Origin of the sequence: Agarivorans litoreus, assembly GCF_019649015.1 — a bacterium.
GTDB lineage: Bacteria > Pseudomonadota > Gammaproteobacteria > Enterobacterales > Celerinatantimonadaceae > Agarivorans > Agarivorans litoreus.
In genome coordinates this window covers 1,506,839-1,520,000 of the sequence record NZ_BLPI01000001.1, presented here as the reverse complement: position 1 = coordinate 1,520,000, position 13,162 = coordinate 1,506,839, and the positions used below count along the sequence as shown (strand labels likewise).

Annotated in this window: 7 protein-coding genes and 2 rRNA genes (1 of these 9 only partly in view); 6 read left to right on the top strand and 3 right to left on the bottom strand. The window is 45.0% G+C overall.

From position 1 onward, the window contains the following. Together K5L93_RS06980 and rrf are read left to right on the top strand one after the other, a co-directional pair. A 23S ribosomal RNA gene (locus K5L93_RS06980) occupies positions 1-2,258 on the top strand (it extends 630 nt beyond the left edge of the window). Positions 2,259-2,369: 111 nt separating this feature from the next. Further along, positions 2,370-2,485, top strand: a 5S ribosomal RNA gene (rrf, locus tag K5L93_RS06975). Between the two features lie 593 nt (positions 2,486-3,078). Here the strand turns inward: rrf and K5L93_RS06970 are convergent. Together K5L93_RS06970 and uvrA are read right to left on the bottom strand one after the other, a co-directional pair. After that, positions 3,079-4,794: a PglL family O-oligosaccharyltransferase gene (locus K5L93_RS06970; RefSeq protein ID WP_220719067.1), complete on the bottom strand. Its 1,716-nt coding sequence runs from the start codon at positions 4,792-4,794 to the stop codon at positions 3,079-3,081. A 219-nt stretch (positions 4,795-5,013) separates the two neighbouring features. Further along, positions 5,014-7,848: an excinuclease ABC subunit UvrA gene (gene uvrA, locus K5L93_RS06965; protein WP_220719066.1), complete on the bottom strand. Its 2,835-nt coding sequence runs from the start codon at positions 7,846-7,848 to the stop codon at positions 5,014-5,016. A 171-nt stretch (positions 7,849-8,019) separates the two neighbouring features. On the opposite strand from uvrA, the gene K5L93_RS06960 reads away from it, so the two are divergent. After that, on the top strand, positions 8,020-9,384 hold the full coding sequence (locus K5L93_RS06960) for an MFS transporter (RefSeq protein ID WP_220721474.1): 1,365 nt from the start codon (positions 8,020-8,022) through the stop codon (positions 9,382-9,384). A gap of 52 nt (positions 9,385-9,436) precedes the next feature. After that, positions 9,437-10,051 carry a single-stranded DNA-binding protein gene (locus K5L93_RS06955; protein ID WP_220719065.1) on the top strand — a complete coding sequence of 205 codons (615 nt, stop codon included), beginning with the start codon at positions 9,437-9,439 and terminating at the stop codon, positions 10,049-10,051. Between the two features lie 82 nt (positions 10,052-10,133). On the opposite strand, the gene K5L93_RS06950 is transcribed toward K5L93_RS06955, so the two are convergent. Beyond that, entirely contained in the window at positions 10,134-10,886 is a 753-nt protein-coding gene (locus K5L93_RS06950; RefSeq protein WP_220719064.1) for a S1 family peptidase, read from the bottom strand. A 124-nt stretch (positions 10,887-11,010) separates the two neighbouring features. On the opposite strand from K5L93_RS06950, the gene K5L93_RS06945 reads away from it, so the two are divergent. Both K5L93_RS06945 and K5L93_RS06940 read left to right on the top strand, forming a co-directional pair. Beyond that, complete coding sequence (locus tag K5L93_RS06945) at positions 11,011-11,877, top strand: ThiF family adenylyltransferase (protein WP_220719063.1); 867 nt, start codon at positions 11,011-11,013, stop codon at positions 11,875-11,877. 156 nt (positions 11,878-12,033) lie between these two features. Further along, positions 12,034-12,936: a THxN family PEP-CTERM protein gene (locus K5L93_RS06940; protein ID WP_220719062.1), complete on the top strand. Its 903-nt coding sequence runs from the start codon at positions 12,034-12,036 to the stop codon at positions 12,934-12,936. Positions 12,937-13,162: the final 226 nt, after the last annotated feature.

The window sequence follows — 13,162 nt, the reverse complement described above, 5'->3', positions numbered from 1 at the left end:
TAACTGCGCGCATAGTTGCTGGGATTAGACCCGAAACCCGGTGATCTAGCCATGGGCAGGTTGAAGATTGGGTAACACCAATTGGAGGACCGAACCGACTAATGTTGAAAAATTAGCGGATGACTTGTGGCTGGGGGTGAAAGGCCAATCAAACCGGGAGATAGCTGGTTCTCCTCGAAAGCTATTTAGGTAGCGCCTCGAGCGAATACTGATGGGGGTAGAGCACTGTTAAGGCTAGGGGGTCATCCCGACTTACCAACCCTTTGCAAACTCCGAATACCATCAAGTACTACTCGGGAGACACACGGCGGGTGCTAACGTCCGTCGTGGAAAGGGAAACAACCCAGACCGTCAGCTAAGGTCCCAAAGTGTATGTTAAGTGGGAAACGATGTGGGAAGGCTTAGACAGCCAGGATGTTGGCTTAGAAGCAGCCATCATTTAAAGAAAGCGTAATAGCTCACTGGTCGAGTCGGCCTGCGCGGAAGATGTAACGGGGCTAAACATACCACCGAAGCTACGGGAGCATGCTTGCATGCTCGGTAGAGGAGCGTTCTGTAAGCCGTTGAAGGTGTGTCGTAAGGCATGCTGGAGGTATCAGAAGTGCGAATGTTGACATGAGTAACGATAAAGGGGGTGAAAAGCCCCCTCGCCGAAAGACCAAGGTTTCCTGTCCAATGTTAATCAGGGCAGGGTGAGTCGGCCCCTAAGGCGAGACTGAAAAGTGTAGTCGATGGGAAACAGGTTAATATTCCTGTACTTCGTATAATTGCGATGGGAGGACGGAGAAGGCTAGGCCAGCGTGGCGATGGTTGTCCACGTGAAAGGCAGTAGGCGGTAAACTTAGGCAAATCCGGGTTTACAATACGCTGAGAGTTGATGACGAGTGTCTACGGACACGAAGTGGTTGATGCCCTGCTTCCAGGAAAAGTCTCTAAGCTTCAGATTATACGAAACCGTACCCCAAACCGACACAGGTGGTTGGGTAGAGAATACCAAGGCGCTTGAGAGAACTCGGGTGAAGGAACTAGGCAAAATGGTACCGTAACTTCGGGAGAAGGTACGCTGCCGGCGGTGATGGAACTTGCTTCCTAAGCTGCTGGCAGTCGCAGATACCAGTTGGCTGCAACTGTTTATTAAAAACACAGCACTGTGCTAAATCGAAAGATGACGTATACGGTGTGACGCCTGCCCGGTGCCGGAAGGTTAATTGATGTGGTTAGCGCAAGCGAAGCTATTGATCGAAGCCCCGGTAAACGGCGGCCGTAACTATAACGGTCCTAAGGTAGCGAAATTCCTTGTCGGGTAAGTTCCGACCTGCACGAATGGCGTAATGATGGCCAAGCTGTCTCCACCCGAGACTCAGTGAAATTGAAATTGCCGTGAAGATGCGGTGTACCCGCGGCTAGACGGAAAGACCCCGTGAACCTTTACTACAGCTTGACACTGAACATTGACCCTACATGTGTAGGATAGGTGGGAGGCTTTGAAGCGTTGTCGCTAGATGACGTGGAGCCGACCTTGAAATACCACCCTTGTAGTGTTGATGTTCTAACGTTGTCCCGTTATCCGGGATGCGGACAGTGTCTGGTGGGTAGTTTGACTGGGGCGGTCTCCTCCCAAAGAGTAACGGAGGAGCACGAAGGTTGGCTAAGTATGGTCGGACATCATACGGTTAGTGCAATGGCATAAGCCAGCTTAACTGCGAGACAGACACGTCGAGCAGGTACGAAAGTAGGTCATAGTGATCCGGTGGTTCTGTATGGAAGGGCCATCGCTCAACGGATAAAAGGTACTCCGGGGATAACAGGCTGATACCGCCCAAGAGTTCATATCGACGGCGGTGTTTGGCACCTCGATGTCGGCTCATCACATCCTGGGGCTGAAGTCGGTCCCAAGGGTATGGCTGTTCGCCATTTAAAGTGGTACGCGAGCTGGGTTTAGAACGTCGTGAGACAGTTCGGTCCCTATCTGCCGTGGGCGTTTGAGAATTGAGGGGAGCTGCTCCTAGTACGAGAGGACCGGAGTGGACGAACCGCTGGTGTTTGGGTTGTTATGCCAATAGCATTGCCCAGTAGCTACGTTCGGAACTGATAACCGCTGAAAGCATCTAAGCGGGAAGCAGGCCTCGAGATTAATTCTCACTAGGACTTTAAGTCCTCTGAAGGGCCGTTGGAGACTACAACGTTGATAGGCAAGGTGTGTAAGTGCTGTGAGGCATTGAGCTAACTTGTACTAATTACCCGTGAGGCTTAACCATACAACACCTAAAGGGTGTTGCTTATAGATACTTTATTTTAGAAACCATGAATGCTTGTTAGTGCTCATGAGGTATTTCAGCTTTTTCGAATGTTAAAGACAACCGTTTTTGCCTGGTGGCAATAGCGTTGTGGACCCACCTGACTCCATGCCGAACTCAGAAGTGAAACGCAACTGCGCCGATGATAGTGTGGGGCTTCCCCATGTGAAAGTAGGTCACCGCCAGGCTCCTATACTAAGCCCTCGTCTAACGACGAGGGCTTTTTTTATTACCTGCGGCGCAGGCATAGCAAATACTCAATCCTCTGTGACTTCATCAGCAGCACTAATCTAGCACATCATAGGCATCGCCTTCTTGCATATACAAAGTCGAACAGTGATTACGCTAGGTTGGTTTCTTGGCGAGGCTGGTGCGTTTGCTGAGCATTATTAATGCTTACTTGAAATAGTGCATTAGGGGCGTACACCTATGTAGATTAAAGTTTTCATCAGGTATTAAGTTCTAAGTGGCAGACTAGATTCTAGCTTACATGGTTGTGGTACGGTTTATTAAAACTCAAGTTTAGTAAGGTGCTTTTAGAGTCGGTTTACAACTATGCTGGATGGGGCTGGCCAAATTCACTCCCGTGTAGGGGCTTTAAAAACCGTTGAAGTGAGTATCTGATTCTTCGACAACTGCGGAACAAAATAGCACGAAGCCGAGGTGCAATTCTTATTAAAAAAGCTTTCGAGCTTACTGCCGGTAAACGGAAGATGTTTTGTCTTGAACAAATTTGCTAGTGGTGAGCAAAACTAGTTTTGCTCACCACCAACGCTTTTACTTAACTAGGCGTTTGAATCTTTATATAGGGCTTTAAACTTGGAACGTTATTTAAACTAATTTGTTCAGGGAGTTTGTGTTGTGCTTCTATAAGCATATCGACAGCAAGTTTAATATCACCCAGTTTCACCAATGCGTTAATTTGGTGAATATAGAGTTGTGGTGAAGGCTTTTTGTCAATCTCAGTTCTATTCCATAGCAAGTACTGCCGTAGTGCTGCCTCACCGCCATTAATCGCGGAAACAAGCTTATAGGATATACGTTCGGAATTTGGATATATGTCGTTAGCTAGTATGTCATTAGCGTTAGCTTGTTCGTTCAAGCCTAGGGCTCGCAAAGCCACTGAGCGATTATAAAAATGTTCAGTTCTCGCTTGCCTCATTAACAGCTGCTCTGACCATGCTAGGTAGCCTTTAAGTTCTTCTTTGAGATCTAAAGACACAGCTGCGTTTAATCTAAATGACATAGCGTTAAATTCATAGCGAGTTTGCAAGGGGACTGGATTGATCACTTCTTCTAGCAAAGCTGCATTTGCACTACCGGTTCGTTCAAATTGGGTGATTTTATGGATGGCCTGTAAACCAGTTGCCATGAACACGATAGTGAAGCATGGAATTAGCGCTCCAAATATCTTTGGTGCAAATTTAGCTGGGAACGTTTTGACTATAATTTCTTCATTTCTTAGAATCTGACTGATCAATGTGCAGAATAGAATCCATAAGATCGCTGAGTGATAAAAAGGCAGTTCAGTCATGCAGTGAAGTAAGCTAGGAAACAATATTGCAAAATAAAATAATCCCTTAGCCCAGCCTTTTTTGAGCATGCTCTTTAATATTAGGAAAGCCATCGCGAACAATGCTGTGACTGGCAGAAGCCCGCCTTCAACCGCCCAATAAGCCAGTTCGTTATGGGGGTGAGCTACATTAAAATGGTAACCATTGATTAAGCCTTGTTGATTAAGTAAAGCTTGTGCCGCATGGTAAACACCGTCATAGGCACCATAGCCCCAGCCTAACAATGGTTGCTGTTTAAACAGCTGCCAACTAACCTCAAGCATTGTTACTCTATAAGCTGTTGTGGCGCCACCTAAGGCATCTCTTGCTTCGTTAGAATTGAATAGTTCGGGAAGCATAGGTGCTAAAACGCCCAACAAAATACTACCTAGCCACCATCTAAGGTGCGATAAATTTGCAGTTTTAAATAGGTAAGGAGCCATTAGCGGGAGTATTAGAAACAACGCTACTAACGTTGTTCTAGATCCTGTTAAGAAACATACCCATGTTGCTGCAAAGCTAGTTACAAGTATAAGTAAGAGCTGCCATTTTTCGTTTATAGCTTGTTGTGACAATAACCAAGCGGATATGGCTGGACCAAACAGCACAAAGGTTCCTAGTACATTCGGTTGCTGAAAAATGCCGGCAGCTCTGGTTGAATTAACATTAAAGCCGACCCAATTACCCTCTGTTAATAGGTACATTTGGGTTAATGCATAAAGGCTCTCGATTAAGACTGCTGCAACAATCAGGTACATCATTTGGTGCCATTGTTTTTGGCTTATTTCGAGCTGAATAATGGAGAAGATAAGCAGTAAACCTGCTGCTAACCCGATTAAACGATCTAAAGCAAAAGCGCCAAATTCAGCATTTGGATAAAACAGTGGGATCCATAAGCTAAAAGCACAAATAGCTAAACCAATAAGGGTTTTGTTATAGCGCAAAGTTTGCGATTGACTTACTTTAATCAGGCCAAGGCCGATAAGAATGCTAGCAAAGCACCAGACAACCAAATTAAAGGGGAGGGCTAGGCCTGTTCCACCTTGGTTGTGCTGAAAGTAGTGCATGCCTAGCAACATCATTGCAGCAAATACATAAATAAAAGTACGCTCTAGGCTAAACTTCGGTAGCATGTTACATCCTTGATAATCTGGCTTTTGGCCTTATTTTTGATTTATTAGCATTGGTTTTAAGAATCGGGCGGTATGTGAGCGCGGTTCATTAACGATATCTTCTGGGGTGCCGGCGACTAGAATCTCTCCGCCACCTTTGCCCCCTTCTGGCCCAAGATCGACAATCCAATCTGCGGTTTTAACGACATCTAGGTTGTGTTCAATCACAACAATAGTATTACCATGGTCACGTAAGCGATGAATAACTTCTAACAGCAACTCAATATCGTGAAAGTGAAGGCCTGTGGTTGGTTCATCAAGAATATAAAGGGTTTGGCCAGTATCGCGCTTGCTAAGTTCGCGAGCGAGCTTAACTCGCTGCGCTTCGCCGCCCGATAAGGTAGTAGCCGACTGACCAAGTTTGATGTAGGTAAGGCCAACATCAATCAAGGTTTGTAGCTTTCTGGCTATGGCTGGTACAGCATCAAAGAATGGTCGAGCTTCTTCTACGGTCATTTCCAAAATTTGATGAATACTCTTGCCTTTATACTTAATCTCTAAAGTTTCACGGTTATAGCGTTTGCTTTTACATACGTCGCAGGGCACATACACATCGGGTAAAAAATGCATCTCTACCTTAATAACGCCGTCTCCTTGGCAGGCTTCACAGCGGCCACCTTTTACGTTAAAGCTAAAGCGACCGGGTTTATAACCTCTTGAGCGGGCTTCTTGCGTAGCGGCGAACAGTTCACGAATAGGAGTGAAGATCCCAGTATAAGTAGCGGGGTTGGAACGCGGTGTTCTGCCGATCGGGCTTTGGTCTATATCAACCACTTTATCGAGTTTATCGAGGCCTTTTACCGATTTGTGTGGGGCGATATCTTCGCCAGCGGCACCATTGAGCGCCTTTTGGGCAATTTTATATAAAGTATCGTTGATTAAGGTAGATTTACCGCTACCTGATACACCAGTTATACAGGTAAGTAAGCCTAGCGGGATATGTAAATCTACATTCTTGAGGTTATTGCCACTAGCGCCGAGCAGGCTTAAGTAATCGCCTGAGCCTTCTTGTCGCTTGCTAGGTACCGCAATAGACTTACTGCCAGATAAATACTGCCCAGTAAGTGAGCTTGGGGTATCAATCACTTGTTGCATTGAGCCTTGAGCAACAACTTCTCCGCCATGTACACCAGCGCCTGGGCCAATGTCTACGATATAGTCTGCGGCTCGAATGGCATCTTCATCGTGTTCTACCACAATTACGGTATTGCCCAAATCTCGCAGGTGATTGAGTGTCGCGAGTAAGCGTTCGTTATCGCGTTGGTGTAAGCCGATAGACGGTTCGTCGAGCACATACATAACACCGACTAGACCTGCGCCAATTTGGCTGGCGAGTCTTATTCGCTGCGCTTCGCCGCCAGACAATGTGTCGGCACTGCGATCTAACGAAAGGTAATCTAGGCCCACGTTGATTAAAAACTTAAGCCTCTCACAAATCTCTTTTAAGATTTTGTCGGCAATTTGTGCTCGTTGGCCTGTTAGATTAAGCGCTTCAAAAAATTCCATGGCTTCGCCAATGGACTTACAGCTCACTTCCGGAAGGTTAGTACTACCAATAAATACATTGCGAGCTTCTTCGCGCAACCGGCTGCCGCCACAGCCTGGACATTCTTGGTTGCTAATGAATTTTGCCAACTCTTCGCGTACCGCGTTTGATTCGGTTTCTTTGTAGCGGCGGCGCATATTGGGGATAATCCCTTCAAAAGGGTGTTTGCGCACGGTAACATCACCGCGATCGTTCATGTATTTGAACTCAATACTGGTGCGGCCCGAACCATGCAAAATCACTTTTTGGTGCTTGTCGCTTAGGTCTTGAAAGGCCATGTCTAAGTCAAACTCGAAATGAGCAGCCAATGATTTAAGCATTTGGTAATAGTAGAAGTTGCGTTTGTCCCACCCTCGGATGGCTCCGCCTGATAAGCTCAGCGCAGGATTTACAATCACCTTTTTATCGTCGAAGAATTGATCCACGCCTAAGCCATCACAGGTTTGGCAAGCACCAGCAGGGTTGTTGAAGGAGAAAATTCTTGGCTCTAGCTCGGTCATACTGTAGCCACATACTGGGCAGGCAAAGTTAGCTGAGAATAATTGGCGAGTTTCGCCGTTGTCCATGTCAACTAAAATGGCAGTGCCTTCGGCTAGTTCTAAGGCTGTTTCAAAAGATTCGGCCAAACGTTGGGCTAAGTCGTCACTGGCGCGAACTTTAAAGCGGTCAATCACTACTTCAATATTGTGTTTTTTGTGCAGCTCTAGTTCTGGTGGATCGCTTAAGTCACACACTTCTCCATCGATGCGTGCCCGAATAAAACCTTGTGCTGCTAAGTTTTCTAGAGTTTTTACATGTTCGCCTTTGCGATCTCGAACTATTGGAGCCAATAGCATTAGTTTGCTGTTTTCTGGTTCCTCAAAAACTTTATCGACCATTTGGCTAATGGTTTGTGCAGCTAGCGGTTCGTTGTGATGAGGACAGCGAGGTTCGCCTACGCGAGCGTAAAGTAAGCGCAAATAGTCGTAAATTTCGGTAATGGTTCCCACAGTAGAGCGTGGGTTGTGAGATGTTGATTTTTGCTCAATAGAGATAGCTGGTGATAAACCTTCGATATGATCAACATCGGGCTTTTCCATCAATGACAGGAATTGGCGTGCATAGGCAGATAGAGATTCCACATAGCGTCGCTGGCCTTCTGCGTAAAGTGTATCGAATGCGAGAGAAGATTTCCCAGATCCCGACAAGCCAGTGATAACAATTAGCTTATCGCGAGGGAGGGTCAGTGAAATGTTCTTAAGGTTGTGGGTGCGGGCACCACGAATATCAATACTGTCCATTGTTAGCTGTTCACTGCTGCACTAAATCGCCCAGTATTACACATAATTTATTGAAATGCGTCGTTGAAAAGACGAGCTCTTACTTATTACTTGCTGACCATCTTGCGCTGGTTTGCGGCTTGCTGCTTGTGATAGCATTGCCGGTTCTTTAATGACGTATTTTTGATGGTTATGAACCTAGACGAACGATTAAACCCTACAGAGAAGCGCGCAGCCTATTCATTGGCTTTGTTATTTGCCTTGCGCATGGCCGGTTTGTTTATGTTAATGCCTGTATTAGCCGTTTATGGTCAAGAGCTTGTGGGCTTTTCGCCTTTATGGGTTGGCTTTGCGATTGGTGCCTATGGTTTAACTCAGGCAATGTTTCAAATCCCCATGGGTTGGTTGTCCGACAAAGTTGGCCGTAAGCCGATTATCTTCTTGGGATTAACTATTTTTGCGCTTGGCTCAGTAGTAGCTGCCACGGCTGATTCTATTTATGGAATCGCCTTAGGACGCGCCTTGCAAGGCATGGGCGCTATCGCTAGCACGGTAATGGCCTTAGCTGCTGATTTAAGTCGAGAAACCCAGCGTGCGAAAGTAATGGCGTTTATTGGTGTTAGCATTGGTTTATCGTTTGCTGCCTCGCTTGTTTTAGGTCCTATTCTGTCTGCTTATCTTGGCTTGTCGGGCCTGTTTTGGTTGATTGCTGTATTATCCCTATTCGCGATGTTTGTGGTGCAGTTTGCTGTACCAAGTGCTAATTCTAAAGCGCCTAGTGGTGAAGTAAGTGCTAACTCTAAACAGATGCTTGAATTACTTAAACATCCTCAGTTGCTGCGTTTAGATTGGGGGGTGTTTACCTTACACTTAGTGCTTACCGCTTTGTTTGTTGTAATGCCGTTTCGTTTGCTTGACGCAGGCCTAAATGCCGAAAATCATTGGCAAGTGTATTTGCCAGCTGTTCTTATTTCTTTTGTATTGATGGTGCCCTTGTTGATTATTGCGGCGAAGCGCAATCAGCAGCGTGCTTTCTTCATATTTGCTATTAGTTTGTTGTTATTTGCCAACGTTTTGTTATTGATTAACGTTTCCTCGATTTGGGTGTTGGGAGTAATTTTGGCAGTGTTTTTTGTTGGCTTTAATTATTTGGAAGCCAGTTTACCAGCGCTAATTTCTAATTTGTGCCCTCCGGGCAACAAAGGCGCGGCGCTTGGCGTATTTTCTACTAGTCAGTTTTTGGGGGCATTTATAGGTGGCTCTAGTGCTGGCGTTTTGTACACGGCTGGCGGGGCAAGTTTAGTCAGTTGGTTTGCTATCGCTCTATTGATTATTTGGATCGTTGTGAGTTTAGGATTGCGTGCGCAAAGTGGCATAAAAAGTTATTCATTAACGATATCATCTCCCGATCAACCTGCTAGCATTTTAGAAAAACTGCAGGTTTTACCTGGGGTTGTAGAAGCAGTTGTTATTGCAAGTGACAATACTGTTTACCTTAAAGTTAAAACAAAAGAATTTGAATTGGCTAGAGCATTGGATTTGGTGCGTGCAGCCTAGTATGATAGCGGGTCTTCCTCGCCATAACAGATAGAACATAGGAGCGATATACATGGCCACTCGGGGCATTAATAAAGTAATTTTGGTTGGTAACTTAGGACAAGATCCTGAAGTTCGTTTTATGCCAAACGGAGGGGCCGTCGCCAATATTACTATTGCAACTTCAGAAAGCTGGAGAGACAAGCAAAGTGGTGAACAAAAAGAGCGTACAGAATGGCACCGTGTAGTGTTGTTTGGCAAGTTAGCAGAAGTTGCAGGTGAGTACCTCAAGAAAGGTTCGCAAGTTTACATTGAAGGTCAATTACAAACTCGCAAGTGGCAAGACCAAAGTGGCCAAGATCGCTACTCTACCGAAGTGGTTGTACAGGGCTTTAATGGCGTGATGCAAATGCTAGGCGGACGTCAAGGTGGTGGCCAAGGGCAAAACATGGGTGGTGGTGCTCCGCAGCAACAAGGTAACTGGGGCGGTCAACAACAGGCTGCGCCTCAAGCAGCTCCTGCTCAGCAAGGAGGTTTCCAGCAACAAGCTCCGCAGCAGCATGCACCTCAGCAAGGTGGTTATCAGCAACAAGCTAAACCTGCCCCAGCGCCTCAACAAGCTCCACAGCAGGCAACTCAGCAGTTTAATGAGCCTCCTATGGACTTTGATGATGATATCCCGTTCTAAAAACAGGATTTCTTAGAAGTGTACGAATACTAATTAAGCCCTTATTTTTAGGGCTTTTTTGTATCTGTAAGTTTTCGAAATACTACTTCAGGCTGCTGAGAAGTTGCTTTAGATGAACTACCGGGATGGCATAGCTGATCGCGCTTGGGTCAGCCAATACGGCTTCTTTGGTGGTTTTTACAAAAACTTTATTGATGATAGCGATAACTTCGCCTGTTTCTGGGTGATAAAGGGGGCTGCCACTATTACCGGGATAGGCAGTGGCATCAAGTTGATAAATATTATAGGGTGATTTGAGTCGTTTTAATTGAGCAAGGTTTAGTTCGCTGGCATTTCTCGCCGGTATTACCACGGGTGTAATACTTGAGATAATTCCGCGGTGTGTAACTGGATATAGACCTAATACAGCGCCTATTGGGAAACCCGTGAAGGCATATAGTTCTCCTTCGCGAACTTTTTGGTTTGAAAGCGTTAGTGGTTTTAGGGCTTTGCCTTCAATTTGTAGTATGGCTAAATCGTGTTGTTCAATGCTAGCTACTACGCTGGCAATGCGCAGTTCTGGCGAGCGACCTTGGCCAACAAATACAACTAGTTTTTCGTTCTGTTGTTGGTTTAGGCTTTTTGGGATCACATGTGCATTGGTGGCAATAAGGTGAGAGCCAACAACAAATCCGGTACCTCGTAAGCTGGCTCTAGGAGAATTCAGTTTATTGTAGGTGCCAATTCCTACAACAGACGGTTTGATTTTTTCTATAGTGTCTGCAAGTGCGCTGGAAGCTTCTACACTAAACAGAGATGAAAAAGAGGCTAGGATTACGATGAAGGCGAGTTTCATACTATATTCTTCCTTGAATGACCTTTTAATCTTAATTTTTACTATGCATTAGAGCAAGTTGCTATGTTGTTCGTGGTTATATGCAGGCGAATGGATGTCGTCAATCTTATAAGGCTAACTAGTTATGAGTTTTAATTACGAAGATGCTTTTTCTCGGAATATCGGTTGGGTAACGGAAGCAGAGCAACAGGTGTTACGTGGAAAGCGTGTTGCCATGGCGGGGGCCGGGGGCGTTGGTAGTGAGCACATTGTTACCTTGGCGCGCTTGGGGGTTGGCAAGTTTCACATTTCTGATTTTGACGAATATGAAGTTCACAACTTTAATCGTCAAGCTGGCGCGTTTATGTCTACCGTTGGCCAAGACAAAGTAAAAGTAATGGAAAACATCTGCTTAGATATAAACCCTGAAGCGGAGGTGAAGTCCTTCCCTGAAGGTATTTTTGAGCACAATGTTGATGAGTTCCTTGAAGGTGTGGACGTATATGTTGATAGCCTAGATTTTTTTGCCTTGTCTGCGCGAAAGTTGGTCTTTCAAAAGTGTTTGGAGAAAAAGATCCCCCTAGTTACTGCTGCACCGCTAGGCATGGGCTGTGCATTTCTGTGTTTTATGCCTGGCAGTATGACTTACGAAGAGTATTTTCGATTTGAAGATGCCACTAGTGAAAATGAGCAATATATTAAGTTCTTAATTGGTTTATCCCCAGCTATGTTGCAGCGTCCTTATCTAGTTGACCCGAGTCGAGCAGATTTTCACGCTAAAAAAGGACCATCGATGCCTATGGCGGTGAAGATGTGTGGTGGTATAGCGGGTACGTATGTTTTAAAAATCCTACTTAATCGTGGAGATCTAGTTACCGCGCCCTATGGTTTGCATTTTGATGCTTATCGAAATCGATTTAAGAAAACCTGGCGACCCATGGGTAATCGTAATCCCTTGCAACGAATGGTATTTAAGATAGCCAAAAAAATAGTTTTAAAAGAAGAGAGTTGAGCGCTTTTTTATGTCAGTAAGTTTTACACATCGCAATTGATTTATTTATTTGTAGCGTTTAAGTTTTTGTTATTACTTGTAATTTATACTTGGCCTGAGTTTTGCTTTATGCTCGGTCTTTATATCTAAACGCTATTACCAAATTGGATGGGTGAAATGAACAAATTGAAACTTACTTGCTTGGCTGCAGGCCTAGGATTTGCAAGTATTTCTGCTAACGCTGAACTAATCACTGAATGGAACTATGTTAATGACGCTGGTTTCAAAGAGTGGAGTTCGAATGCTGGCCAACTAGGCATTGACACAAGTGGTGCCACTGCCGATGAGTTTGATCCTCTTTTTGGTGGTGAGCTGCCTAAAAGTCTTGCGTGGGGTACACCATACGGGGCTGTAAACCCTCAACTTATCAAAAGTTCACTTGAGATTGACGACGCTCAGTCTGGTCAAGTAAGTACAAGTGTAGTTGACGGTGTTGGTGCATTGGATTTCGTAACAGGTACAGGCCTAACCCATGAAAACTGGGGTGTAACAGGTAATACTTTGTCTTCAGCAGTTTTGTTTGATGGCTTGTTCCTGCAACCTCTAGCTCCTTTTGTTGGCCCTGCGCTTCCTGCTCCAGTACTTGAATTTGATGTATTGTTTGAAGAAACCTACAACACGCCAACCAACGGTATTTGTAAGTATGGTGATACTAAAGTAGGCGAGGCTGGTGTAAATGAAGCAGGTTGTTCAGATTTATTCACATTGGTACTAGATGACGGAGTTACGTTTACTGAAGTTGGTGATGATATCTACCTTCAGAACAGCTTCATTCTACCAATTCCTGGTTTTGACGATTACGTGTATACCTTAACTACTCGTCTTCAAGGCTTAACTGTATTAGATAACCTAGATTGTGGTCCTGACTCTACATGTATTGGTTTCTTAACTGAAGAAAACCAGAAGAACGAATTAAAGGCAGCTTTCGCTATTTCTGCTGCTCAAGTTACTGAGCCAGGCACTATAGCTATTTTTGGTTTAGCTTTGCTAGGTTTAGCTTCAGTTCGCCGCCGCGCTTAAATTGGCAACGCCTATAATATTACTGCTGCGCTTTCTTGCAGCAGTTTTTTTATATCTGTCGAAGAAACTTTCACTTCCAAAGATCAAATTCTCAATCGTAACTGTCTTGTTCGAAGGCTCAGCTTTCTCATCTGCCTTTATAATGCATAGCAACTTAACACCAGAATGCTGTTGTTTGTTGGTCCAAGGTAAATCGCTAATTGGGTTTAGTATGGGAAATCTTCAT